Source organism: Terribacillus saccharophilus (assembly GCF_000725365.1).
GTDB classification, from domain to species: domain Bacteria; phylum Bacillota; class Bacilli; order Bacillales; family Amphibacillaceae; genus Terribacillus; species Terribacillus saccharophilus.
Genome location: NZ_CP008876.1, coordinates 3,336,754 through 3,363,121, shown reverse-complemented (window position 1 = coordinate 3,363,121; position 26,368 = coordinate 3,336,754). Strand labels below are relative to the sequence as shown.

Below are 26,368 nucleotides of genomic sequence, written 5' to 3'. Positions count from 1 at the left end.
AGTCCAGCTTGGGCTGTTTTTTATTCGTTTTAAGATTGTAATCTGTAATTATCAGCAATTCTCAGGCGTTCCGGCATTCGTCGCTGTCTTAAATGACGAACCGCACCCGCAGCTGACGATAGCGTTCGGATTTTCGATTGTAAACCCTCCGCCCATCATATTTTGTTTGAAATCGATAGTAGTTCCTTGGATAACCGGAATATCCATAGAACGGATGATGACCGGAATATCGTTGACCTCTTCGAATGTATCTAACTCTTCATTCTTTTCATATTCAAAGCCAAGGCTGTAGGAAAGGCCGCTGCAGCCGCCGCCTTTTACGCCAAAGCGCAGCAGGACTGTTTCTGCTTCTTCTTCCTTCATCATTTCCTTGATCTGAAGGCTGGCAGTGTCAGTAATATTCAATACCATTTTATGTTACCTCCCCATTTTAATCTTACTTTCAGTATACGCTCCTATTCACCGATGCTCAAGCACTGTGCTCCCAATGGAAGATCCCGGTTACTGTCTTTTCCGCTGCACCGCGCATCCAGACAGAACCATCTTTTTCCCATCGGATGAACAGATCACCGCCGCTAAGATGCACGGTCACTTCTTCTCCGTATGGTGCTTTGTCATTTTGTATAGCTGCAACGACTGCCGCACAAGCGCCAGTACCACATGCCTGTGTAACACCAGAGCCGCGTTCCCATACACGGAAATGCATTTCTTTATTGGAGACCATTTCGATGAACTCGACATTAACTCCTTCTGGGAATCGAGGATCATTCGTAATAACGGGACCTTGTGTATAAAGCGGTGCATCATCAATATTATCAACAAAGAATACTGCGTGAGGATTTCCCATGCTTACTGCTGTAACATGAAGCTGTTCTTTTCCTGCTTCAAAAACTTCATCGACGACTTCCTGTCCAGCCTCACCGAGCATTGGAATCAGTTCACGCTGTAAAATCGGCGCTCCCATATCAACTGTCACTTCATGTACATGCTCTTTTGTTCCATGCACTTTCGCTTCTACTTGGCCTGCCTTCGTTTGAATGGTGAATGTATCACTATTCACCAAATCATTTTCAAAAACATATTTGGCAACACAGCGCAGACCGTTTCCGCAATTCATCGCTTCGGAACCGTCCAGATTGAAAACGCGCATGCCTACATCACATGTTTTGCTTGGGTGAATAAGTATTAAACCGTCAGAGCCGATTCCAGTATCTCTGTCTGCGACAGCTACTGCAAGCGGCGCGAGCATTTCCTCCTCCAACTGGAATTGGAACAAATCCACGAAAATATAGCTGTTTTTTAAGCCATGCAGTTTTACAAACGGTATATCCATTGTCTCTTCTCCTCTACTATAAAAAAAGCCGAGGCCTGCGAAATGCAGACGCACGGCCAATTAAAATAACGGATTTTCTTCGATGAACTTGTAAACATTTTCGACAAGCTCATCAGGTGTCTCAGCTGTCACTGGTTCACCGTTCACAAGAGCGAACATGTGCTGGGCACAAATGCCGCAAAAGCTTGTACAGCCGTATTCTATCACATCAAGACCTGGGTCACTGTCCAGCTTTTCAAAAGCCGCCTGCGAGCCGGAGGCCAGATTGTTTACACAAAACTCAATGATCGGATTCATCCCGCTCACTCCTATTCTAGGATGTAACACTATCAAGTGATAATCCTACCATAAGGCGGGATATCAGCACAACTAGGTTGCGCTGACTGTCTCGACAGCTTTTGTAACTGCCTTAAGGGAAATGATTCCTTCCCCTGCTATCTCACCGTTAACGAGTACAACAGGATAGAACAGATCTTCTTCTATCACTTTCGCTGAGAACTGTTTATGCTTTTCTACTTCAGGCGGTTCATTAATGTCGATGTACTCGAATTGAAACTGCTTGTTTTCGAACTTCCTTGCCAATGCAGCCTGCAGCCATTCATACGTGTCTTTAGAACTTGGTGCATTCACACAGCTTGCACAGATGATATCAGCTCCATAAACGGTAATATTAGTGGTCATTCTGCTCCATCCTCTCGTATGCTGTTAGCTTCAGTTTACCGTAACAAGCACAATGTTGGAATTTATTTTTTAATTGATAGAATTTCTCAGTTAGCCAGCGTGGATTTTTTCCCGGAAAGGATTTATAATGAATATATAATCGTAAGGGGGATAATGGATGATGGAAAACCAAGTACAAGAAGTTTTGAATAAATTGCGTCCATTCTTGCTGCGTGATGGCGGCGACGTCGAGCTAGTCGATGTTGATGAAGGTATCGTACGTCTGCGTCTTATGGGAGCATGCGGTAACTGCCCAAGCTCTACGATCACATTGAAAGCCGGAATCGAACGTGCCTTAATGGCAGAAGTTCCTGGAGTGCGTGAGATCGAGCAAGTATTCTAATATAATGATAGAACCACGGAAAAGTGAAAACTTTTTCGTGGTTCTTTATTTACGCAAGATAGTTCTTGAATTAACAACCCACAGAAATCAACTGGTTTCTGTGGGTTTTATTATGCTTCGACAGCTAACTCTTCTGCGCAACTCCCTTTTGCAGCACAAGAAAGTAAAAGCCATTCAAAGTTAGGGTACATATTCTGATAGTAGGCGTGGACAGCATCTGCTCGGGTTTCATCGATTAAAGCTATCATAGTGGGGCCAGCTCCGCTTAAGTAGACGCCGTATGCTGCTTTCTGGAGAGAAGCAGCAACCTCCTCATAATGAGGAATCATTGACTGCCGGTAAGGCTGATGAAAAAGATCCTTCGTCATCATTTCTCCGAGCAGCTTCCAATTTTGCTGCAGCAGAGCAGCAACGGCTACATTTGCAATACCGCTTGCCTTTACAGCATCTTTATACAGGAGCTGATCGGGAAGTACAGCTCTAGCATCTGATGTTGCAAGTTTGAATGATGGAATAACTGCTAGAAAGCGCACATCTTTAATTGGTGTCTGTATATAATGAACTTTGTCATCATAATAGCCAATCACACATCCCCCTAAAATGGATGGTGCTGCGTTATCAGGATGTCCTTCCAAGCTAACAGCGATATCTAGCTTTTCTTCATCACTCAACTGAAGGGACAAAAGACAATCAGCCAGTTCAATACCGGCGACAAGAGCAGTAGCACTGCTGCCAAGTCCTCTAGCTAAAGGAATATCACTATTCATGCGTACCGTACATGCTGGCAGATCACTATATCCATAGCGATCTGCTACATAAAGGGCTGTTTCATAGATCATATTGTCTTTGCCAGCCGGAAGACCTTGAACGGCATCTGACATCGGAATGAATTCCCACTCAGGCCCAGCTTGGACTTCCAACTCCAAATAAAGATCCAAAGCGATACCAACTGAATCGAAGCCAGGTCCGATATTAGCAGTGCTTGCGGGTACGCTTATTTGCCAGCGTTTCATTTACATCCGCTCCCTAATAGCGTCTGCAATTACCTGTTCTTCATTCGGTAGGACAACAGGCTTGATTGTACTGTACTCGATAGCTGTGTTCGGATCCTTCAATCCGTTTCCAGTCAGTACACTCACAACTGTTGATCCTTTAGGTACTTCCCCTTGCTCTAATGCTTTTAGCAAACCAGCAAATGAAGCACAAGATCCTGGTTCAGCGAAAATACCTTCCTCACTAGCGATTTTCTGATAAGCAGCGATTATCTGCTCATCTGTCACTTCGTCAATTGTTCCGCCTGATTCATCCCTTGCAGCAGTAGCTTTCTGCCAGCTTGCAGGATTTCCAATACGTATAGCAGTACCGACGGTTTCAGGATTTTCGAATACCCGGTCATGCACGATCGGAGCAGCTCCGCTTGCTTGGTAGCCTTTTAAAACTGGAAGACTGTAGCCTTTTTCTACCTCATATTCCTTGAAGCCTTTCCAATAGGCACTGATATTACCTGCATTGCCGACCGGAATGAACAGATAATCCGGTGCTTGTCCTAATTGTTCGCACAGCTCGAAGGCTGCCGTTTTCTGCCCTTCGAGACGATATGGGTTGACGGAATTAACTAGCGCCACCGGCTCCGTTTCACTTAAGTTTCGCACCACACGCAATGCGTCGTCGAAGTTGCCCTCTATTGAGAAGATTTCCGCTCCGTACATAACAGCTTGCGCAAGCTTCCCTTGTGCAATTTTACCTTCAGGAATAACAACGAAGCAGCGCATACCAGCGCGGGCTGCATAAGCAGCTGCTGAAGCAGATGTATTGCCTGTTGATGCGCAAATGACTGCCTTAGCCCCTGCTTCTTTTGCCTTGGCAATTGCCATGACCATACCGCGGTCCTTGAAGCTTCCCGTCGGGTTTGCTCCTTCGATTTTGGCGTATGCCTCAATACCGTATGCTGCTGACAGCTTTTCAAGTTTTACTAAAGGTGTATTTCCTTCTCCCAGACTTACGGCAGGTGTTTCCTCTGAAAGCGGCAAATATTCTTTGTATGCTTCTAAAAGTCCTTTCCATCCCATACTTCTCAATCCTCTCCGTCTACACGATAGCAGCTGATTACGCGTTTTACGACGCTCAATTGCTCGAGCTGCTGTATGCTGTTTTCGATTTGCTGCTTGCTATGTTTATGTGTCACCATGACGACTTCTGCTGTTTTCGATTTGCTATGAGGCAGCTGGAGGATTTTTGCAAACGAGACATTCTGACCCGCGAACACATTTGTGACGGCGTGAAATGCACCTGTCTGATCCTCTGCTTCAACACGAATGAAATATTTGGCGTGCTTTTCGGTATTATCTTTTAAGGCAGTTTTATATTGCGGCTGCACATAAGCCTTACCGCTGACACCTAAGCGGATATTCTTGATGACTTCCATCAGATCCGAAACGACGGCTGTCGCTGTCGGTAGCCCGCCAGCTCCCGGACCATAAAACATCGTCTCCCCTACTGCGTGTCCATACACATAAACAGCATTGAACTCATTTTTCACCTGCGCCAAAGGATGTGCTTCCGGCAGTAAAGTAGGCTCAACGCTCACTTCAACTTTCCCCTCATCAATTGCAGCGATACCGATCAGCTTCACAATATAGCCTAGCTTTCCGGCAAACTCGATATCTTCCTTAGAGATGGAAGTGATACCAGCAACTTGGACATCGCTATATGCCACAGGCATCTTGAAAGCTAAATTTGCCAGCAATGTCATCTTACGGGCAGCATCCAAGCCTTCTACATCCGAAGTCGGATCAGCCTCTGCAAATCCAAGTTCCTGCGCTTCCTTTAGTACTGTTTCAAAGGATAGGTTTTCATCTGTCATTTTTGTAAGGATGAAATTCGTCGTTCCATTGACGATCCCCATTACTTTTTCAATCTTATCTGAAGCAAGACCATCACTGAGTGAACGAAGAATCGGTATGCCGCCGGCCACACTAGCCTCGTAATAAATATCCGTATCATATTCCTGAGAAAGTGCAAACAGCTTTTCACCTTGCTCTGCCATCAAGTCCTTATTGGCAGTCACGATATGTTTGCGATTGCGGATACTGCGTTCCAGCAACTGATACGTGTCTTCCATACCGCCCATTACCTCGACAACAATATCAATTTCAGGGTTATCTGTAATATCAGCAGCCTCCGTCGTAAGGATAGAATCATCTTTGATATATTCTCGTTTCTTCTCCTTATTTTTAACGAGCACTTTCGCTACTTCTACTTCACAGCCAAGCTTATAACGAATCTGCTCCTGGTGATCCTGTAAAATCTGAACCACACCGCTTCCGACTGTACCAAGGCCGCATAAGCCGATTTGTACCTTTTGTTTCATCTCATTCAGCCTCCTGTCCACCTCAAATAAACAAATGTTTTTATATAAAGGACATTATAACTCTATCAATCTACTATCGCAACCAACTTTACAAATAATTTTCCAACATAGGTATCTCAAGAGAGCGCGTATCGACCTGCATCTGATCGAATAATCCGGCTAGACGCTGCTCATACCTGCTTTGCTGCATGATAAGTGTTTCATACGCTTTTCCAGTCAGACCTTTCTCGATTTGATCGAAAAGATGAAGTGGCATAATCAGCCTGGCATACAACAGCCTCATTCCAAACACAGAGAGCGGGCGCTGCTGCATATAAGATTGCAGAAATTCACCCGTTTCCTTGTCTTCCTCCTTACAAAAGGCATTCCTCATATATTCGGCCAAGTCACGAGCTGGATGGTCATAAATGATGCTGTGAGGCAGCACATATGTATCTGCCAGTTCAGATTGATATTTTGTGAATACTGTGGTCGGCTGATCATAGTCTGTGAAGCGGAACTCATTGCTTGTTTCATTCAAGTATTGAATGGCAAGCTCCGTCCTGCCGATTACATAATAAAAGGTGTCCAGAAATACTCGTTCTTCATGAACAAGTGGCCGTTTTTGATAGATATCCGAATAAAGCCTTTCCGCCTGCGACAGACGCGCAGTCCATAAATCACTCCATTTCCCGTAGCTGGATAGTGTATCTGGTGCAAACGGACAGCCGGCACCTAGCTGATGGAAGGCAGCCAACTCTGCACCATGCGCATCAAGGCTCCTTGAATAAGGCGGCGGCATTTCTACCACGAGATAAGCTGTATTTTCATAAACCGTTAATATCTGTCCATCTGTTGTCAGCATCGGCTGAGCTAGACGCGGAAAGCCTGCTTCCTGCATATAAACGGTGATAGCAGCCAGTTCATAATAACTGTCTTGATCCGTCCTTGCTGGTATAATGACATATAGCCGATCTGTTGTCTGATAAGCGTGATAATTCCGGTAAGAAACCGGCTTCCCGGTGAACCCTGGTATATATTGCTGCATCAACTGCAACACGAGCAAACACCTCCTGATACATTTTATGAAGCATCGGTAAAAAACATGTTCCAGAGCTGACGGTTGGCGCATAGGTTAGAAGGGTATACTGCTAACAGAATTATACATAGGAAGGCGAAGTGATTTTATGACTGCTGAATTAGAGAAAAAAGCGCGGGAATGGCTTATCGAACGGGGTGTACAAGTAGAAGACATCGCGGAGCTGGTACTTTTTTTGCAAGAGAAATATTATCCTGGCCTAACAATGGACCGGTGCATTTATAATGTGGAACGCGTATTGTCAAAAAGAGAAGTACAAAATGCCATCCTGACAGGAATCCAGCTTGACGTACTAACCGAACAAGGAAAACTGGAACAGCCGCTGCAGGATAATCTTGCGAGAGATGAGAGTCTGTATGGGATTGATGAAGTAATTGCACTCTCCATCATTAACTTATATGGATCAATCGGATTCACGAACTACGGCTATATCGACAAACAGAAACCCGGTATCTTGGCCAAGCTGAATGATAAAAGCAGCGGAGAATGCCACACTTTCTTAGATGACATAGTAGGCGCTATCGCTGCAGCTGCTGCCAGCAGACTTGCGCACAGTCAAAACGAAGAAGAAAATATTGATGGTTAAATAAAAGGAGCAGCCTTATCAAAGGCTGCTCCTTATTTGAATTCCCATTCAGTTAACGTATCAATCGTATATGTTGGCTTCGGATTAAGTAAAGGAAGTTCCTCTCTTCTTGTAAAACCGGTACAAACCATCAGTGTATCCATACCTGCTCGGATACCTGCGGTTATATCAGTCAAGTAGTTATCCCCTACCATAAGAACTTGTTCCTTGTCCAAATCCAATAGTTTTCTTGCTTGTTCCATCATGATATTCTCAGGTTTGCCGATGAAAGTCGGTTCAATACCAGTACTGACAGAAATGACAGATGTAATCGCTCCATTACCCGGCATCAAGCCGCTATCAGTAGGAAGTGCTCTGTCACTGTTCGTAGAGAGGAAAGTTGCTCCTGCGCGAACAAGCAAACAAGCCTTCGCCAGCTTCTCATACGTAATCGATGTATCAAGACCGATAACAACATAATCACAGTCTTCTTCCGCTAAAGTAAGCTCCTCTTTCGCCAAGGCATCAAACAAACCTTCCTCACCGATGGCAAATACCCGTGCAGCTGGATTATGTTCTCGTATGTACGCTGCTGTTGCCATACTCGTCGTAAACACATCTTCCGGATTTGCTGCAATATCCATTTGGCGAAGCTTAGCAGCTACTTGCTCCTGTGTACGTGTTGAATTATTCGTCACGTAAAGATGCTTTTTACCAGCATCCTTTAGTCTCTGAATGAATCCCGGGGCAGCTTCAATCCGCTCCTTACCAAGATACATCGTTCCATCTAAATCAATCAGATACCCATCATATGCTTTCATCTTGGCTGCTCCTTGCAAAAGCGGAAGCTGTCCGCGTCTCGTCCACCAAATATGCTCTTACCCACTCTACGTATTGTCCAAGCAAATCATGATGTTTTTTCATCGTATCTGAAAGTCTTTGGTAATCCACTTGCTGATATTCTGCGGTCAGCATTTTACGCAGCGCAATCACTTCTTTAAAGGCTGGTGCAGTATCTTCCGCAATTACCTTTTCATCAGCAAGGATATCGATAATATCATCATAGCTGCCTGGATCACGCATAATAAATCCGTCAATTACACTGTTTCCAGTATCAAGTATACCTTCAATCAAGAGCTGCGCCCGCCGTTCTGCAGCAAGCTTGTCTGTTAGCCCTGAATGGTGTATCTCTACTGCAAGCAGCTCTTCCATATATGTAAGGATCGCTTCTATTTTTCTTTTATCCACAAAGTACATCGTATATGCCCCTCTCTTACACATTCACTTTGCCGAAACTTTTTTCACGACAAAGTATGCGCAGCCAAAATTGCAATACTCATACAAATAATCTTCCAATGTGCTGATTTTAGTATCGAAGGTGGATTTTGGGTTATCGTCATCAAAGAATCCTTTTAGACGAAGCTGCTCATATCCCCAGTCACCGACAATGTAATCATATTTCGTCAGGATTTCGCTATAGCGGTTTTGGAATGCCTGTTCCTGAAAGGCTCCCTTTACATCCTGCACCACTTCATAGTGCTTGCCTTGTACTGTTGTTTTCACCATCTATCGACTCCCCTATCTTGCTTCTAGTGTAGCATATTTCTTTTATATTTTCGCATTCCTTCCTCTCAACTAATGAATAGTACTCATGAAATTTTGATCTCTGTACAAACTAACAGCAAACGTGTAAGGAAAGGTGAGCAGCACATGAAAAAGATACACATTGCCATGTTGCTAATTCTACTGTTAAGCAGTTTCCCGTTCTCCGCCTCTGCAAAAGGAGAAGAAAACGTGAATAAAGCAAAACAGGATCGCATGGCGCTTTATAAGAAAACAGCAGCTGCCACAGGACTTCCTTGGTATTATTTAGCTGCAATCGATCAGTACGAGCATAATCTCCCGACACAATCCAAAGAAGAGAAACTGATTGCGATCGAAATCCCTGAAGAAAAATGGTTCGGAGCTGCTGCACACGGACAGCTGGCAGACGAATCCTCTATTCTTTGGTTTCAAGGATTAGGGCGTGATGGGGATGGAGACAAACAGGCTGATCCAGATAATCCAGAAGATGTACTCTACACGATGGCCTCTTTTATACAGCAAACTGGAACTACGAAAAACGATATTAAGATAGCCCTATGGCATTATTATGAGCGTGATCTTACTGTACAAACGATCATGAATACTGCCAAGCTGTATGAGAAGTTCGATACAATAGAGCTGGATAATCGTTCATTCCCGCTCCCACTCCATCATAATTATAGTTACCGCAATACATGGGGAGATGCACGCGGATTTGGCGGCAGAAGGATTCATGAAGGTACAGACATCTTTGCTAACTACGGAGTCCCCGTTTACGCGACCACATATGGTGTTATTGAATTAAAAGGCTGGAATTTATATGGCGGCTGGCGTATTGGTCTTCGAGACAGCAATAATATTTATCACTACTATGCCCATTTGAACGGATTTGAAAAAGGTGTATCCGTCGGGAATGTTGTTAAACCTGGAGATGTAATTGGGTATGTAGGCGCCAGCGGCTATGGCCCACCAGGAACATCTGGCAAATTTCCGCCGCATTTACATTACGGGATGTATAAGGACAATGGACGCTCGGAGTTTTCCTTTGACCCTTATCCTTATCTTCGAATTTGGGAACAAAAATCTAAACAGCAAAAAAAGGAAGGCTGAATTTATTCGCCTTCCTTTTGCATTGGGATGGAGAAAGATGGAGATGATCCGGACTCTCCTCCATTGTTATAAAATTCCGGCACTTGCCCTTGGATGACTGTGCTTCCCAGCAGCACATCCTGCGTTACAGTTGTTGTCTTCGTCGAAAATGGAATGATGATCCGAACATTCGCTTTGATTTCGACCATGAAAACAAACATCGCATTGTTTATGCCATATTCCTCCACCTTTACATCAACACCAGATTCTACATAGCCGATCATTTCGAATTTCACCGGAATACGAGGACCTAAGTTAGCAAGCAAAGCATTATTGCTTGCTTGACCGAGCGGTATATCGACGAGTGTCGGATCCTCCTCCAATTTCTCTTGAATAACGTCAGCTGCTGCTTCCTCAGCCAGCTGTTCCTCGCTGACAGCCGGCATTTGGCCATCCTCCATCAGCCGAAGATAGTTCTGTACACGAAAGGTCACTTTCCGCAGTACTTCGTTCACCGTTGCCGCATCCCAGCTGGCATGTGTTACATTTCCGTTGGTATCCTTCTCTACTTGTACAAAAGCATTCAAGTCCAAATCAGCTTCCTTCTCTGCCTGTACAGCCTGGTTTATAGCCTGTTTGGCAAACTGCTCTGTCTTTGTTTCTGCAATAGCCATAAGTGTCGGCTCCAAGCCCCTATTCACAAGCCAAAGGCTTAAGCTAGTGAACAGCAGGAAAAGCAGCAAGCTCATCAGGAGCACATGACGAAAGGAAGGTGATGCTTTAGAAGCTCTACGCTGCCATGGACGCATGAAAAAAACCCCCTCGATCAAGCATATGCTTGACCAAGAGGGCTTAGAATAAGCTAGTTCGTCTCAGCTGATGTCGAACAAGCTACAACTGTTATATTCAAATGCTCATATAAGTCCACTTCATACGGTGCAGGTTCTGTACCGTCCGATTCTTGGAGAATCCGGATAATCGGCCTCGTATTGATGTCCTCATTTTGACGGATCACGATACCCATACGCCCATCACTCAGGCGGACAGTAAGTCCAGTCGGATAGATTGCGACGCTTCGCTTGAAGGCCTCAACCATCTCCATATCGAACTGATCCCCTGCACCTGCAAACAATATTTCCAATCCTTCATGTGGCAGCATGGCATCCCGGTAAACACGATTACTCGTCACAGCATCAAAGACATCTGCTATGCCAATGATTTTGGCATATAGGTGAATATCCGACCCGCTGATGCCGCGTGGATACCCGGAGCCATTCATCCGTTCATGATGCTGATACGCACAATGCGCGACCACAAGTGGAATATTGTTCATCTTGCGCAAATAATGGAACCCCTTTGTCGTATGTTCCTTTATTTGCTTAAATTCCGAGTCAGTCAGTTTGCCGGTCTTTTGTAATACTTCCTGCGGGACAAACATCTTGCCCACATCATGCAGGATTGCGCCAAAACCAATCTCCTCTACAACGGAAACAGGAAGTTTCATTTCATTAGCGATAGCCATCGCATATAATGCGACATTTACCGAATGAGAGAAAATATAATCATCATATATAAGCATATCGGAAAGAATCGTCAATGTTTGGCGTTTCGGCCTTAGATTGCTGACCATCTCTTGGATAGAGCTCGTAATTTTATCAGTCATTTTTTCGGTCAAATATCGACCATTATCATTCTTCTTGATTTCCTGAAAGCTCTTATGGATAACTTGCATTGCTTTAAGTCTTTTTTCATTGGAAGTGGAGAAGTAAAGCTCGATGTCCTGGAGTCTGTCATCTCTGATATAGACATAGGTATATCGCAACTCTCGTAAGCGATCGATAATATTTACGGTCAACTCCACATCCCGCTGGATGAGAACACTGCCTTTATCATTATAAACGGGTTGAGCGAGCTTACTGCCGGGCTTTACCGATTTTGTCGAAACTAGTCTCATTGACGTACCCCTTATCTTCTCCGACATTCCATTCTGATAAAATAGTACCAGAAAATCGGAAAACAATCTAGATTGAGGGGCACACTTCGACATTTTTTTTAAGCTAAGAGAAGTAAAGCGTCTTTTCCTTTGATCCCTGGTTTCCAGCCATACGCTGCTGATGCTTCTGTCACCTTTTCAAGCGGTGCTGCTAGCAGCTGCTCAATCGTCTTAACTCCGACCGCCCTGCCAGATATAATATTGCGATCTGCAAGCTTTTCATTCAGCAAATCTACATCCAGGGCACCGCACATAATATATCCGACATCATTCGACACAACGAGCAAGGTTGTTTTCGGCAATACGACAGTCACAGCAGTAAAAGGCTTGCCTTCTAGAAATAAAGGTTCAACAGTCATCAATTTAAATACACCTCCGTTATATCCTATGTAGGAGTAACGGAGGTGTTTGCTTATTTTTCTATTTCTTGAAATGCTTCCAAAAGTAAATCCCGCAGCATTTCCGGCATGAAATATTTCTTGCCTTCTGCTTGCTTTATATTGGGCAGCAAGCTGCCGAAAGTGAAGGTATCCGCCATTGCTGTTGTATAAAGCTTCTTAGGATCCAGCGGCCTACCATGTATCTTCAAGTTCTTAGCCACCGGTTTTGCTTCTGTTCCTGTAATATCAAACGTCAATCCGCTGTAGATCATCTTTCCAATTACCTTTCCGCGGAATCCAAAGCCTTTAAGAGGGAATGAAACGAAATCAGGCTGCAATGCAGCATTTACGATTTGCTCCAATGATTCTCCAGTTAACGGAACTGTTGCCGGATTAATCGGATGCGGGCAGATCCGGTGAATATCCATATAAGAAACAGCTCCTGCCGGAAAGCTATCCAGCAGCACCCCTGCGTTTAGAAAAGCAAGATCTGCCTTCGTCCATCTGCGCAGATAATCGGTCAACAGATCCATTGCACGAGAATCTTCATAAGGACCACAAGGCATCGGATCTGGCAGAACGACGGCAGGACGGTGCATTGCTTTTGCTGCGTTTTCCGAATAGACAGCAACCTGCTCAGCTGTGTCTGCATCATCCTCCAGATCTGCTACAGGAATGGCTCTGGCATGCTTCCCGGTAATGCATTCCTGCTCTGTATCCCAGATAATCTCCACTTCACCCATGTAGAAGCCCTGCTTACCTGCAGTCGTAATCAGACATTGGTTCACGTATTCCCCTTCATGAAGCAAATGATGGGTATGACCACCAATGATCACATCGATCTCCGGAAAAGCAGCAGCTATGTCTCTATCAGCATAAATTCCGAGGTGGGAGAGCAAAACGACCACATCACAAGAAGACCGTAGCGGACCAATCTCCTGCTTCAGAATTTCCATCGGATCCTGAACATCCCAGCCAATCAGATTATAGAAATCCGGAAAAGGTGCAGTCAGGCCTATCATGCCGACTTTTACACCACCAGTTGTTTCGACCACCCAGGACGGCTCCATCCAGCTCGGATCCTTTCCAGTCTTTGTATGAAGATTTGCGACTGCAACACGGAATTCCGCTTCATCGTATAAATGATAAAGGTCATCATAATCAAGTGTGATTCCTTCATTATTACCGATTGTTGCGAAATCATAGCCGGCTTCATTCAGCAGGCTGATATTCGCCTTGCCTCTGAATGCCTCAGCAATCGGGCGTGACCGATCGACATGATCGCCGATATCAACCAGCCAGCACGTCTCACCTGCATCCTGCAGCTTTTGTTTATTTCCCTTCAAGTACCCGGCAATCTTCGGCCAGTTCTCGAAATAGCTATGCAAATCATTTGTGTAGTTGATAGTCAGCTTTTCCTGCATCCTTCTCTACTCCTTTATGACGACAAACCGTCCCAAATCAAACGGACAGCAACTAATACGAGCATGATGCGCAATATCCAGACGACTGTATTCCCCTTCAGCATTTGGTTGATCTTTGCACCGAGGAACCCTCCAATAATCGCTCCTGGAATAAAGGCCCATACAACGTTCCATTCCACATGTCCAAGGGAAATATGCATAACGGTACTAACGATACTGAGGAAAAATACCATAAGCATACTTGTGGCAACAGCAATATGTGCTGGAAATCCGAATAAGAGGATCATCGCAGGCACCATAAAGCTGCCTCCGCCAATTCCGAACATACCGGAAAGCAATCCGACGAACAAGGACAGCACAAATGCCGCCATGAACCGGAAGCTATATGTATAAGTGGTACCGTTAATCTCTTTTGTAACAATGATACCTTTTGGATTAATCATTTCACGTTCCTTACGTTTTACGAAGAACATGAAGAAAACAAGCAGCACAAGTATGCCAAAGTATAACGAAAAACCATCACCCGAGATAAAACGATTCAGGAAGGAACCAAGAATAGCTCCTGGCATTCCTCCTGCCAAGAAAATGAGTCCGCTCTTGTAATCACCCCGTCCGCTTTTCATATATGTCAGCGTAGAAGTCAGGCCAGTAAAAATCATAAAGATAACTGAAACGCCAACAATCGCTTGCGGTGTTGCCCAGCTGAATGCATCCCAGAAGCTGCCTAGAATCAACAGCGACGGAACGAGGATGATTCCTCCCCCTAAACCTACAAGACTGCCGAGTGCTGCTGCAAGAAGTCCTATTAGTAAACTTACGGCAAATACCATGTGTATCCCTTCCATCTTTTCAACTGTAATAAAAAAAGTATGACTGCATACCGCAGTCATACCATTATAACAGAATTTATTTATATTTGACCGACCCGCCGTTCACCGGAAATTCGGCTCCAGTGACATACGTCGCTTTGTCAGATGCTAGAAAGACGATAACATTGGCAATCTCTTCAGGTTTCCCAATCTCCCCGCGCGGAATCTGACGGACTTCTTTCGCGAAGTAGCTGACAGCTTCCTCTCCTTCTTTATCGAACATATCACTGAGCATATCGACCATGCCGCCTGGTTTATTCCACATCGTTGTACGAGTCGGACCTGGGGACACGACATTCACACGAATATCTCCGCCAAACTCATCTGAAAGGGCTTGTGTAAGATTCAGAATAGCTGCTTTACTACCGCTATAATCAATCGCAAACGAATCAGGCACATGTCCGCTCTCAGATGCCACATTGACGATGCTTGCTCCTGGCTGTTTCTTCAGCTCAGGAATAGCGGCTTTTGTTAATGCTACAACCGCAAACACATTCGTCTCGAAAGTCTCTCTCCAAATATCCAATGTTACATCCATGAAACTATCTTTATAAGTTGCAATCCCTGCAACATTCGCTAAGATGTCAAGCTTTCCAAAATGAGAAACAGCTGCTTCGACCACTTTGTCAGCAGCACCTTCTTCTGTCAGATCTAGCTTCAGTGGCAGAAAGGAAGAACGATCTGCGATGTCCTGCACATCATCCAGTGTCAAACTGACACCAACAACCTTTGCTCCCTCATTTAAGAATGCTTTCACTGTCTCCAATCCGATACCATCGTTGGCACCAGTCACGATTGCTACTTTGCCTTGTAAATTATAACTCATGGACTTCATCTCCTTTGATACATTACATAAAGGAAATGTTCCCAGTAGAAGGTATAGCCAAACATTTGCTAAATAAATTTATGTGGTTCTCCCCTTAAACTTTTTCAGCGTCGCTACAATAAGGAAGCTGACTATCACCAATAAAAGCCATGAACTCACCTTGCCTAAATGAACAAGACTCCATGCTTCCGTTTGATTCGGATATTCCCAAGCTCCGAAGAATGTAGCAATGTTCTCAGCTACCCAGATAAAGAAGCCAATGAGTACAAAAGATAACGCCAGCGGCATTCGGTAACGAATCCCGCCAACCTCATAGGTAACCCAAGCCCGCCAAAAGACGATAATAACCAGTGCAGATAAGACCCATCGAATATCTAACCAGAAATGATGCGTGAAGAAATTCAAGTAAATTGCAGCTGCAAGAGGAACAACAACGAGATACGACGGCCACCTTACAAGATCGACTTTAAGCCTTCTCCAAGCCTGGCAAAGATAACTCGCAACACTTGCATACATGAAACCACTATATAAAGGAACGCCGAATATTTTGGAATAGCCTTCCTCAGGATAAGACCAGGAACCCATATGTACCTTGAATAGCTCAAGCGCTAGACCAATTAAGTGGAACACCGTAATGACCTTCAGTTCATCCCGCGTTTCAAGTCCAGAACGCAACATGAGCCATTGCATGAAAAGACAGATGATTAAAAGCCAATCATATCGCGGCAGAAAAGGCAGCGGAATAATTTGAGTTAAAGCCAAAGAAGCAAAAATCACGACAGGAAACAAACATGATAAAGCCTGCCCCCAACCAAAACGTATAAGCTGAGTCAATGCTCCAAGCATTCTCGAAGCTAACGTTCTCTTTTGGAATGCCGGTAATTCCTGTCCTGCATAGTAAGTTATGTTTCGGTTTCTATACATAGCTATATCCCTCCAATACTTTTTTCCGCTTACCACATCTTCGCTATTTCATTATTCTTCGTCACTTCTGTATTCCAGGATATCTCCAGGCTGACAATCCAAAGCCTTGCAAATCGCATCTAAGGTTGATACTCGGATCGCCTTTGCTTTTCCGTTTTTTAAAATGGACAGGTTCGCCATCGTAATTCCGACCTTCTCTGAAAGCTCCGTTACACTCATTTTCCTTTTAGCGAGCATTACATCGATGTTGATTATAATAGCCATGTTGTTCACCTCAGACCGTCAAGTCATTTTCAGATTTTATATCGATGGCATTTTTCAATAGCTTCTGCAGGACAGCAGCAAATATTGCTACCACTAACGGTGCGAAGATAAGCGCTATTCCTACCAAAATAAGTCCAGGGGCATCGTCTCTCTCAGCAACTATATAAATTAGCGGCAGAAGTATTACGTAAACAATACTTATCGTTATGGCACATAGTTTAATTTTCTTTAATGCCTTAACAGACAAATCGGAAAAAGCTATATTTTTGTCAATATAACCAAGCAACCGGAAAGACTGATAAAGAGCTAGAAAATACGCCAATGCCGTCATATACAATCCAACCAAAGCAGGATATTTTAAAAATTCTACTTCTGGATAATAATCTGCCGAACCAAAAGCTATATTCGGAATTGCAAAAATACATAATGCAAGAACCGGCAATGCCATTAGAAAGACAGCTAGCTTTAAGAATAGCGTTTCACGTTTCATTAATAAGCACCTCACTTGTTTTCTTATTTACGATTCTAATATATAATTTATTGTTTTACAATAAATACTTATCGTTTTATAAATTATTAGTTTGAGATTCACTTGTTGCTTTAATTTGTTCTAAAATTACAATCCTAACTATCACTCCTCTTTGATATAAGATATTTGTTATATAAAAAAAGTTAAAATTGAGTTCAAAAAAAAGACAATACCGAATTGTTCGACATTGTCTTTTTTAAAAAATAATAAATAATTCACTTCAAAACTATAATGACCCGAAAGATTGAATTTCTTAAAATTAGAATTCAAACAATATATTACTATTAGTCTCCTTTAGGACCCATTTTTTTTTGAAGTCATTATAGTAAGTCCTAGAGGAATATTTTCATGTTGTTTCAGTATTAAATTTTCTTCGCTTGTAGTTAAATCATAAATAATCATTCTACCTTTAGGTGTCCCTTTAGATATATAAACTTCTAAGTCAATATTATTGTCATTCACAAATGAAAATTGCTTTATCCATTTCATAGAAACTTTTTTAAAATTGTCTATATCCTTATAGGTTTGCTCTTGTTGTTTAATGTAGGATTTATTAGACAACCAATAATAAACTCCAGAGATTATAATAGTTAATATAGGTAGTATGACCAGAAAAATTACATCCACACTTTTTAAAAGACCAAAATAATAAAAGGTTATACCCAATAATACCGATGATAACAGCCAACACAATGGAAGCAAATATAAGAACAATATTTTCATGGAAGTTTTTTTGTTAAAAGGCGCACTAAGTGTCCAGGATTTATTGTAATAAACAAAGAAATACAAACATCCCAAAATAACCAATAATATCCCATGAATTAACATCCAATTTGGCATAATTATCACCCTTTATTCATTATCCTCATCTAACAAGAGCGGGATTTCTCTTAAAGGAGGTGTAATATTTTTAACGTCAGTTATTATTAACTTATGTTTATAATTCTGAAAGTTGTTACCAACTGTGAATTTCCCACTGAAAACTCCATTCTCTTCAACTAAATGAATAATGTCGTCAGGGAGACTTGGAGCTCTTAATGGGTGCAACTTAGCCCTTGGGTTAGTAGTTGTCACACTCTCATTAGTTCTCTCCGTTTTTAACTCAAACGAAAATTCATACTCCTGCCCTAATTTTAACAGCTCTGTTGGTGGTCCACTAAAGAATAAGGAATATTTTTCTGAAAACATCACTTCAACGGTAAGTATTTCTGACTCGAAGCAAATACCTTTAACATTATTACTAATAATATCATCGATTCTAATATCTGTGTACTTCCTATGAATTAATTGATTTACCTTGTATTCACTTAGACTTAACAATCCGTGCTGGAAAATATTCTGCCAAATTATTGAAGGAGACACAGTTTGATTTGTATCTTCCCACATTAATCTTGGGATTTCACCTAAGTTGAATTCCAGTATATTTTTAGGTTCTTCAAATCCAAATTCAGTATTAATAGTATAAAATTCTATTTTTATCTTATTATTAGGATCTTCAAGTAAATATGAACGGTGCGAACTTGGAATAGCAATATCAATATTCGTTCCTGTAGAGTCCCACTCAACATCATCTACATTATTTTCATCTCTAATAAAACGATAGAATGTTTTTACATTTGAATTATTACTAATTCCCTGAAATGAGCAAAAAATACCTTCTGGTTCAATTAATAATTTTGCTCTGGTTCTAGGAGCTTCATTGTCAATATATAGCTTTGCAAAACTAGAAATTAAAGGTCGACTGTAAATATCTTTCCCAAACAGTTCAATATTATGTTCACCACTACTTAACGATATAATAGCACCTTCACTATATTTTTGTATATTTTCCCCATCGACAGAATAAAAAAGCTCTTCAATATTATCTTTAAAATCTGATTCAACTGTTAATATTACAGGACCTGAAAATGTTGTTTTATACGGCACCTTTTTAACACCTTCAGTGGGCTCAAATCCTATTTTTATTTTAGGTATTGGAACTTGCTGAACAATGTCATTACCAACAACATTTTTTTCAGTAGGTTTTATTTCTTCACCCTTATAATTAAGCACTGCATTTTCAATATCTTCTTCAGCAGGAATAATTAATTTCGCAGAACTTCTATTATTGACTGGTATAGTTTCAAAGTTTAGTTCGGTACTTCCTTCTTCGTTAAATACTTGGATAGAAACTGATGCGATTCCTTCTTCATATGCACGAATATCAAAAGTTAAATCTTGTTCTTTTTGATCAGCTAGGTAAATGTGCTTAGAATCACCTATACTGAAGAATTTAACATTTTCATCCCCAGCTAAATCACTAATTGCGCTTATACTTGTATCAAAAACACCAGCTATATATTTGCCATCTTCGTCAAGAATAGTAGATTCCACAGGACACATTATTTTAGCAATAAATCCAGCCTTCAAATTGGAATTTACGGGTAGTTGTTCCTTTGTGCCTGCAATAATTCCTGGTGGCATTGCATCTTTGTCTTCTTCAATCACCCATTTTATAAACTCTAATACCTCTGGAGAAGAACAAAGTTTAGAATGTTCGCCTTTTACAAAATACAAATTTGCATCGTGATCAGGAACAGCACTATGTATTGGTACAACTCCGTCTCCGTTCATAAAACTGGAAGATAATTTATATCTCTTTATACCAAGACCTATTTTGCTAGTATCGGGCACTTTGTATAATGTAGGATTTGAGTGACCAATTAAACATTCATGGACTACGCCAGGAGGCAAGCTAGCTTGCATAGCTTTATGAAGAGGCTCCATATATGTGTTCCATGCATCGAGATAGTCATTTGCATCTTTATCTTTATCATGAATATAGTTAATATTTGTTATAAACGATTCATAAGTCATATCGTCCATTTCCTGGGACAAAATAAATTTCCCATCTGGATGATCAAAATACTTTCTAGAAGGTAGTAATTGATATACAGATGGCATATTTCTTGCTAATTCTCTAGTATTCTCAACTTTAAGAAATTGTAATATCTCCTTAAAATTCTCAAAAATACCAGGCTCACCATATAATAATGCTTTATATGAATCCGGTGCACCGTGCCAAGGAGTTCCTACTGTTACAAACTTCTCTAGTCTTTCTATTTCTCCCCGACTATAAATTTCATTAATTGCTAATTTAGAGATCATTCCACCCATACTATGAGCGATTAATACAATTTTTTCGCCACTTGTCTCCGATAAGTTGATTATTCTGTCTACTAACCTATCAACGTGTGTAAACACTGAAAGGCGCCAGTCATACGGAAACACTGACAATATACTAGGATCAAACTCATCCAGAAGACCCTGATAAATTACGTGATCTAATTTCTCTATGCCATATGGTCTTACTCTTCCTATAATGGATTCAGATCTCAATTCTTTCTTTATATCTAATAAGTCTACGTCTTTTTTTGTAGAAGGGAACCACCTTTTATTATCTCCTTCATAAAGTTCACTTCCCTTAATTCCTGGTACAAAGATAATCATCTTTATCCCCCTAAAGCAATTTTATTATTCCACTAGATATATAATACTACATTTTTTATATTTTTATCTAAATCATGCATTTTTTTCTATGTAATTATTCCTCATATATATACGCTCAAACTAAAATTTCACTTCATGCATATTCTATATAGCAAGATTACTATTTACATAAAGCAGTAACAATATAAACCTGAAGAAATAAAAAGACAAACCCTTGTATTTTAAGGGTTTGTCTTTTATTAACCGATGGAACCTTCCATCTCGAATTTAATCAGACGGTTCATTTCAACGGCATATTCCATTGGAAGTTCTTTCGTGAATGGCTCGATGAAGCCCATTACGATCATTTCTGTTGCTTCTTCTTGAGAGATACCACGGCTCATCAAGTAGAACAATTGCTCTTCGGATACTTTAGAAACTTTCGCTTCGTGTTCCAAAGAGATGTTCTCATTGAAGATCTCGTTGTAAGGAATCGTATCGGAAGTGGATTTGTTATCCAGGATCAATGTATCACACTCAATGTTAGAGCGTGCGCCGTCTGCTTTCTTACCGAAATGAACGATTCCGCGATACGTTACTTTACCACCTTGTTTGGAGATGGATTTCGAAACGATCGTAGAAGATGTGTTTGGTGCCAAATGATGCATTTTCGCACCGGCATCCTGATGCTGCCCTTTACCTGCAAGTGCGATGGACAATGTCATACCGCGTGCGCCTTCACCTTTTAGGATGATTGCAGGGTATTTCATTGTAAGTTTGGAACCGATGTTGCCATCAACCCATTCCATCGTACCATTTGCATCAACGGTCGCGCGTTTAGTAACTAGGTTATATACGTTATTTGCCCAGTTCTGGATTGTTGTATAACGGCAGTAAGCATTTTTTGCTACATAGATCTCAACAACCGCACTATGCAAGGAGTTCGTTGTATACACTGGAGCAGTACAACCCTCAACATAGTGTATAGACGCATCTTCATCAACGATGATAAGCGTACGTTCGAACTGACCCATATTCTCAGAGTTGATACGGAAGTATGCTTGCAAAGGAATGTCTGTCTTAACGCCCTTCGGTACATAGATGAAGGAGCCTCCGGACCATACTGCTGAGTTTAAAGCTGAGAATTTGTTATCGGAAGGCGGGATAAGCTTACCGAAATATTCACGGAACAAATCTTCATTTTCTTTAAGCGCAGTATCTGTATCTTTAAAGACGATACCCATATCCGCCAAGTCTTCCTTCAGGTTATGGTAAACAACTTCTGATTCGTACTGTGCGGAAACACCAGCAAGGTATTTCTGTTCAGCTTCTGGAATACCTAGTTTATCAAATGTGTTCTTGATTTCTTCCGGTACCTCGTCCCAAGAACGCTCGGAACGCTCGGATGGTTTCACGTAATATGTGATTTCATCGAAGTCAAGCTCAGCAAGATCTCCGCCCCACTGTGGCATTGGCTTCTTATAGAACTGCTCCAAAGATTTAAGACGGAAGTCAAGCATCCATTGTGGTTCTTCTTTCATCTTAGAGATTTCTTCAACGATTCTAGGTGTAAGGCCTTTTTCCGTACGGAAAATGGAAACATCACGATCACTGAAGCCATACTGGTAATCTCCAATTTCAGGCGCTTTTTTAGCCATGGTAAAACCTCCTTATAGGATTACATCTATATTTCACACGACAGTGTTCAAGTATTATTTCTTTTCGACGCCTTGCTCCATTGCCTTCCAGGCGAGTGTCGCACATTTGATACGTGCCGGGAATTTCGCAACTCCCTGCAATGCTTCCACATCACCCATTTCCAGGCTACCAGGGTCAATTTCCTTCCCTAGCATCATGTCGGAGAACAGCTGTGACATACGAAGTGCATCTTCGACGGATTTGCCTTTGATGGCTTGTGTCATCATAGAGGCAGAAGACATGCTGATAGAGCAGCCCTCTCCTTCGAATTTTGCATCCTTCACCTTGCCATCCTCCACCTGGATTTGCAACTGGATACGGTCTCCACACGTCGGGTTGTTCATATCGACCACAAGTGCGTCTTCTTCCAGCTTACCACGATTCCGCGGATGTTTATAGTGATCCATGATCACTTGACGGTAGAGTGTATCAAGGTTATTAAAAGACATTTCCGAAAAACTCCTTCGTTTTTGCCAGTCCGCTGACAAGTTTGTCGATATCGTCTTCGGTATTGTAAACGTACATGCTTGCACGGGCAGTAGCTGTGACATCAAGCCAGCGCATAAGCGGCTGCGCACAATGATGTCCGGCACGGACAGCGATACCTTCTGTATCAAGTGCAGTCGCTGTATCATGCGGGTGGACACCATCAATATTGAAAGTGACCACTGCAGAGCGTTTATCTTTTGAAGGACCATAAATGGTCAGTCCCTCGATTTCGCTCATCCGTTCCATTGCATATGCAGTCAGTTTTTGATCATGCGCTTCAATTTTATCCAGACCGATTTCAGTTAGGAAGTCAATCGCAGCGCCAAGTCCGATTGCTCCTGCAATGATTGGAGTACCTCCTTCAAACTTCCAAGGAAGCTCCTTCCATGTTGAATCATACAGATGTACGAAATCAATCATTTCCCCGCCAAATTCGACCGGCTCCATGTTTTCAAGCAGTTCCTGCTTCCCATAAAGCACACCGATTCCAGTTGGGCCACACATCTTATGACCGCTGAAGCAATAGAAATCACAATCGATATCCTGCACATCTACTTTCACATGCGGAGCACCTTGTGCGCCATCAACGAGAACGACAGCATTCTGCCGATGAGCAAGCTCGACGATTTCTTTTATAGGATTAATGGTTCCAAGTACATTAGAGATATGAGTCAAAGCAACGATCTTCGTTTGAGGACCAATTGATTTCTTCACATCTTCCATGTTCAAAGTTCCATCTTCGTTTAGTTCAAAATATTTAAGTGTTGCTCCAGTCGCTTTGACCGCCTGCTGCCACGGGATAATATTACTGTGGTGCTCCATCGGTGTAATAATTACTTCATCACCAGGTTCCAAGTTCGCACGGGCGTAACTGTGAGCAACCGTATTGATCGCTGTCGTTGTACCGCGTGTGAAGATTACTTCCTTGGTGCTTCTGGCATTAATGAATTGCTGCACCTTTTCTCTGGCACCTTCATATTTATCCGTAGCCCGGGTTCCTAGCGTATGCACACCGCGGTGTACATTGCTGTTGTCATTCCGGTAATAGGCATCCACAGCTTCCAATACCTTAATTGGCTTATGGGAAGTTGCGGAGGAATCCAAGTAGACCAGCGGATGTCCGTTGACTTCCTGATGCAGGATCGGGAACTGTTCACGGATAGAGCGGGCATCCATTAGTTTACTTTCCCTTCGATCACCTGAGTCAGCTGATTTTTAACAGTTTCAATCGGCAGCTGATTAACAACAGGTGCTAGGAATCCATGGATGATTAAACGTTCAGCTTCATGCTTCGTGATTCCGCGGCTCATCAAGTAATAAAGCTGAAGCGGATCAACACGGCCTACAGAAGCAGCGTGTCCAGCAACTACATCATCTTCATCAATTAGAAGAATCGGGTTAGCGTCACCACGTGCACCTTGGCTAAGCATTAAGACACGTGTTTCTTGAGTGGCATCAGATTTGCTGGCACCATGCTCAATTTTACCAATACCGTTGAATACAGAGCTTGCCTGGTCTTTCATAACACCATGGGACAAGATGCTTCCAACAGAATTTTTACCGAAATGCACGATATTCGTTGTGAAGTTCTGGATTTGTTTCCCTCTTCCAACAACTACACTTTTCGCTTCGGAACCGGAGTTATCACCAATCAAGTGTGTGATATGCTCACTGATTGTGTTACCATCGTTCATTTGACCGATAGCCCAGTCGATGCGAGCATCACGGTAAGCTACACCGCGGCGTTTTGCATAGACAGTCGTACCTGCTGCATAGTTATCAACCGCGCCATAAGAAACGTTAGCATTGTCCGCTGCAACGACTTCTGTTACAACATTTGCGAATGTTGCTTGATCTGCGTTATGAGAGATGCTGTTTTCAACATATGTTACAGCACTGTTCGCTTCGGCAACGATCAAAATATGATTAAAGGAAGCGACTTTATCATCTTCCTGCCAGAAAATAGTTTGAAGTGGTTCGTCCACTACAATATTTTTCGGAACATATACGAACACTCCGCCGTTCATCAAAGCTGCGTGCAGAGCAGTCAAACGATCTTCATCAATGCTTACAGCATCCTTCATATAGAATCGCTTCACCAAATCACCATGCTGCTGCAGAGCAGTGAAAATATCCGTGAAGATAACACCTTGCTCGCTCCATTTTTCATTAAGGGCAAGGTATGCTGCACTATTATTGCGCTGAATGTAAAGGTTTGGAGCATTATCCGCATCGATAAGTGCCGCCACACTTGCTGGCAGGCTACCCAATGAGCTGATTTTCTCCCCTTCTACTTCATGCACGTACGTATCAAAATCCCAGTTCTTAATCCCAGTCTTATCAGGCTTTGGCATGTCCAAAGATTCCGATTGGGAAAGAGCTTGCTGGCGAAGTTCCTTCATCCATTCAGGCTCGTTGCGGGAACTGGAAAAACGGCTGATATATTCATCATTATATTGTTGCTTCGTTTCAACAGTCATAAGATCCCTCCTCCAGTTTACGCGTTAATTGTTTCGTCTTCGATGTTTAGCTCTTTTTTAATCCAATCGTAACCTTCCGCTTCCAAACGCTGAGAAAGCTCAGAACCACCGGATTTAACAACACGGCCTTGCATCATAACGTGTACGAAGTCAGGCTCGATGTAGTTTAGCAAACGCTGGTAGTGGGTAATAATTAGGCAACCGAAGTTTTCGTCGCGCAATTTGTTGATACCTTTTGCAACTACTTTCAGTGCATCAATATCAAGACCCGAGTCGATCTCGTCAAGAATACCAATTTCAGCTTTCATCATCATAAGCTGAAGGATTTCGTTACGCTTCTTCTCACCGCCGGAGAAACCTTCGTTCAAGTAACGCTGTGCCATGTTCTTATCCATTTCAAGGAAGTCCATAGCTTCGTCCATCTCTTTGATAAATTTCATCAATGGAATCTCGTCGCCTTCTTCGCGGCGAGCGTTGATAGAAGAACGAAGGAAGTCAGAATTTGTAACGCCGCTGATTTCACTTGGATACTGCATTGCAAGGAACAGACCAGCACGAGCACGCTCGTCCACTTCCATTTCCAAAACATCTTCTCCGTCCAAAGTGATGCTTCCGCCTGTCACTTCGTATTTAGGATGTCCCATGATTGCGGATGCCAACGTAGATTTACCAGTACCGTTTGGTCCCATTACCGCATGGAATTCCCCGCTCTTTATCGTAAGGTTTACACCTTTTAGAATTTCCTTATCTTCAATCGAAACATGTAGGTCTTTAATTTCTAAAACTGAACCTGCCATTTATAAACCCTCCGATAGCTGCTATTTTATAAGTTTCGATAATACGTTATTTAAACACATTATCAATTTATTCTCATTACAATCTTAAAGCATTATTCGACCATTATCAACTTTTTTACTGGATAAAAACACAGTTTTAACATGA

General features: G+C 42.3%; 30 protein-coding genes. 3 read left to right on the top strand and 27 right to left on the bottom strand.

Annotated elements, in window-relative coordinates; genetic code table 11:
• Positions 1-51 precede the first annotated feature (51 nt).
• From GZ22_RS16730 to GZ22_RS16715, 4 genes are all read right to left on the bottom strand, one after another.
• Positions 52-411, bottom strand: coding sequence for a HesB/IscA family protein (locus GZ22_RS16730; RefSeq protein WP_038564964.1), 360 nt, complete (start codon positions 409-411; stop codon positions 52-54).
• A gap of 58 nt (positions 412-469) precedes the next feature.
• On the bottom strand, positions 470-1,333 hold the full coding sequence (gene dapF, locus GZ22_RS16725; RefSeq protein ID WP_038564961.1) for a diaminopimelate epimerase: 864 nt from the start codon (positions 1,331-1,333) through the stop codon (positions 470-472).
• Positions 1,334-1,393: 60 nt separating this feature from the next.
• Entirely contained in the window at positions 1,394-1,630 is a 237-nt protein-coding gene (locus GZ22_RS16720; RefSeq protein ID WP_038564957.1) for a YuzB family protein, read from the bottom strand.
• Positions 1,631-1,702: 72 nt separating this feature from the next.
• Entirely contained in the window at positions 1,703-2,014 is a 312-nt protein-coding gene (locus GZ22_RS16715) for a YuzD family protein (RefSeq protein ID WP_038564955.1), read from the bottom strand.
• Between the two features lie 157 nt (positions 2,015-2,171).
• Between GZ22_RS16715 and GZ22_RS16710 the strand changes: the two genes are divergently transcribed.
• Positions 2,172-2,396: a NifU family protein gene (locus tag GZ22_RS16710; RefSeq protein WP_038564952.1), complete on the top strand. Its 225-nt coding sequence runs from the start codon at positions 2,172-2,174 to the stop codon at positions 2,394-2,396.
• Positions 2,397-2,506: 110 nt separating this feature from the next.
• On the opposite strand, the gene thrB is transcribed toward GZ22_RS16710, so the two are convergent.
• The 4 genes from thrB to GZ22_RS16690 form a co-directional block, all read right to left on the bottom strand.
• Complete coding sequence (thrB, locus tag GZ22_RS16705; RefSeq protein WP_038564948.1) at positions 2,507-3,409, bottom strand: homoserine kinase; 903 nt, start codon at positions 3,407-3,409, stop codon at positions 2,507-2,509.
• Positions 3,410-4,465, bottom strand: a complete 1,056-nt coding sequence (gene thrC, locus GZ22_RS16700) for a threonine synthase (protein ID WP_038564945.1) — start codon at positions 4,463-4,465, stop codon at positions 3,410-3,412.
• A 5-nt stretch (positions 4,466-4,470) separates the two neighbouring features.
• Positions 4,471-5,766, bottom strand: coding sequence for a homoserine dehydrogenase (locus GZ22_RS16695; RefSeq protein ID WP_038564942.1), 1,296 nt, complete (start codon positions 5,764-5,766; stop codon positions 4,471-4,473).
• Between the two features lie 88 nt (positions 5,767-5,854).
• Positions 5,855-6,805 carry a protein kinase family protein gene (locus tag GZ22_RS16690; RefSeq protein ID WP_038564939.1) on the bottom strand — a complete coding sequence of 317 codons (951 nt, stop codon included), beginning with the start codon at positions 6,803-6,805 and terminating at the stop codon, positions 5,855-5,857.
• A 127-nt stretch (positions 6,806-6,932) separates the two neighbouring features.
• Between GZ22_RS16690 and GZ22_RS16685 the strand changes: the two genes are divergently transcribed.
• The gene (locus tag GZ22_RS16685) at positions 6,933-7,430 is read left to right on the top strand and encodes a phosphatidylglycerophosphatase A family protein (protein WP_038564936.1); all 498 of its coding nucleotides are present in this window, start codon (positions 6,933-6,935) and stop codon (positions 7,428-7,430) included.
• 32 nt (positions 7,431-7,462) lie between these two features.
• On the opposite strand, the gene GZ22_RS16680 is transcribed toward GZ22_RS16685, so the two are convergent.
• From GZ22_RS16680 to GZ22_RS16670, 3 genes are read right to left on the bottom strand one after another with little or no spacing between them, the layout of a single operon-like run.
• Positions 7,463-8,230, bottom strand: a complete 768-nt coding sequence (locus GZ22_RS16680; protein WP_038564933.1) for a TIGR01457 family HAD-type hydrolase — start codon at positions 8,228-8,230, stop codon at positions 7,463-7,465.
• A complete protein-coding gene (locus tag GZ22_RS16675; RefSeq protein WP_038564930.1) occupies positions 8,217-8,666 on the bottom strand; it encodes a DUF86 domain-containing protein in 450 nt (149 codons plus the stop codon). Before GZ22_RS16675 ends, GZ22_RS16680 begins: the two co-directional genes overlap by 14 nt.
• Positions 8,667-8,690: 24 nt before the next feature.
• Complete coding sequence (locus GZ22_RS16670) at positions 8,691-8,975, bottom strand: YutD family protein (RefSeq protein WP_038564927.1); 285 nt, start codon at positions 8,973-8,975, stop codon at positions 8,691-8,693.
• A 144-nt stretch (positions 8,976-9,119) separates the two neighbouring features.
• Here GZ22_RS16670 and GZ22_RS16665 point away from each other — a divergent pair, with 144 nt between their 5' ends.
• Positions 9,120-10,103, top strand: coding sequence for a M23 family metallopeptidase (locus tag GZ22_RS16665; protein WP_038564924.1), 984 nt, complete (start codon positions 9,120-9,122; stop codon positions 10,101-10,103).
• Between the two features lie 2 nt (positions 10,104-10,105).
• Here GZ22_RS16665 and yunB read toward each other — a convergent pair whose 3' ends face one another.
• The 16 genes from yunB to sufC form a co-directional block, all read right to left on the bottom strand.
• Entirely contained in the window at positions 10,106-10,891 is a 786-nt protein-coding gene (yunB, locus tag GZ22_RS16660; RefSeq protein WP_038564921.1) for a sporulation protein YunB, read from the bottom strand.
• Between the two features lie 53 nt (positions 10,892-10,944).
• Positions 10,945-12,036 carry an HD-GYP domain-containing protein gene (locus GZ22_RS16655; RefSeq protein WP_038564918.1) on the bottom strand — a complete coding sequence of 364 codons (1,092 nt, stop codon included), beginning with the start codon at positions 12,034-12,036 and terminating at the stop codon, positions 10,945-10,947.
• Positions 12,037-12,134: 98 nt separating this feature from the next.
• Positions 12,135-12,437, bottom strand: coding sequence for a YunC family protein (locus tag GZ22_RS16650; protein WP_038564915.1), 303 nt, complete (start codon positions 12,435-12,437; stop codon positions 12,135-12,137).
• Between the two features lie 50 nt (positions 12,438-12,487).
• The gene (locus GZ22_RS16645; protein WP_038564912.1) at positions 12,488-13,879 is read right to left on the bottom strand and encodes a bifunctional metallophosphatase/5'-nucleotidase; all 1,392 of its coding nucleotides are present in this window, start codon (positions 13,877-13,879) and stop codon (positions 12,488-12,490) included.
• Between the two features lie 14 nt (positions 13,880-13,893).
• On the bottom strand, positions 13,894-14,709 hold the full coding sequence (locus tag GZ22_RS16640; protein WP_038564909.1) for a sulfite exporter TauE/SafE family protein: 816 nt from the start codon (positions 14,707-14,709) through the stop codon (positions 13,894-13,896).
• A 76-nt stretch (positions 14,710-14,785) separates the two neighbouring features.
• Complete coding sequence (locus tag GZ22_RS16635) at positions 14,786-15,574, bottom strand: SDR family NAD(P)-dependent oxidoreductase (protein WP_038564906.1); 789 nt, start codon at positions 15,572-15,574, stop codon at positions 14,786-14,788.
• A gap of 78 nt (positions 15,575-15,652) precedes the next feature.
• Positions 15,653-16,420, bottom strand: coding sequence for a DUF817 domain-containing protein (locus GZ22_RS16630; protein WP_038566353.1), 768 nt, complete (start codon positions 16,418-16,420; stop codon positions 15,653-15,655).
• Between the two features lie 129 nt (positions 16,421-16,549).
• Positions 16,550-16,762, bottom strand: coding sequence for a helix-turn-helix domain-containing protein (locus GZ22_RS16625; protein WP_038564903.1), 213 nt, complete (start codon positions 16,760-16,762; stop codon positions 16,550-16,552).
• A gap of 10 nt (positions 16,763-16,772) precedes the next feature.
• On the bottom strand, positions 16,773-17,252 hold the full coding sequence (locus tag GZ22_RS16620) for a DUF2975 domain-containing protein (RefSeq protein WP_038564900.1): 480 nt from the start codon (positions 17,250-17,252) through the stop codon (positions 16,773-16,775).
• 333 nt (positions 17,253-17,585) lie between these two features.
• Positions 17,586-18,131, bottom strand: a complete 546-nt coding sequence (locus GZ22_RS16615; protein WP_038564898.1) for a hypothetical protein — start codon at positions 18,129-18,131, stop codon at positions 17,586-17,588.
• Between the two features lie 12 nt (positions 18,132-18,143).
• Positions 18,144-20,780, bottom strand: a complete 2,637-nt coding sequence (locus GZ22_RS16610) for a lipase/acyltransferase domain-containing protein (RefSeq protein ID WP_038564895.1) — start codon at positions 20,778-20,780, stop codon at positions 18,144-18,146.
• A 239-nt stretch (positions 20,781-21,019) separates the two neighbouring features.
• Positions 21,020-22,417, bottom strand: a complete 1,398-nt coding sequence (gene sufB / locus GZ22_RS16605; RefSeq protein WP_038564892.1) for a Fe-S cluster assembly protein SufB — start codon at positions 22,415-22,417, stop codon at positions 21,020-21,022.
• A 54-nt stretch (positions 22,418-22,471) separates the two neighbouring features.
• Positions 22,472-22,906: a Fe-S cluster assembly sulfur transfer protein SufU gene (gene sufU / locus GZ22_RS16600; protein ID WP_038564888.1), complete on the bottom strand. Its 435-nt coding sequence runs from the start codon at positions 22,904-22,906 to the stop codon at positions 22,472-22,474.
• A complete protein-coding gene (locus GZ22_RS16595) occupies positions 22,896-24,122 on the bottom strand; it encodes a cysteine desulfurase (protein WP_038564885.1) in 1,227 nt (408 codons plus the stop codon). The genes sufU and GZ22_RS16595 overlap by 11 nt, the downstream gene beginning before the upstream one ends.
• Positions 24,122-25,426, bottom strand: coding sequence for a Fe-S cluster assembly protein SufD (sufD, locus tag GZ22_RS16590; protein WP_038564882.1), 1,305 nt, complete (start codon positions 25,424-25,426; stop codon positions 24,122-24,124). Before sufD ends, GZ22_RS16595 begins: the two co-directional genes overlap by 1 nt.
• 17 nt (positions 25,427-25,443) lie before the next feature.
• The gene (gene sufC / locus GZ22_RS16585) at positions 25,444-26,223 is read right to left on the bottom strand and encodes a Fe-S cluster assembly ATPase SufC (protein ID WP_038564879.1); all 780 of its coding nucleotides are present in this window, start codon (positions 26,221-26,223) and stop codon (positions 25,444-25,446) included.
• Positions 26,224-26,368: the final 145 nt, after the last annotated feature.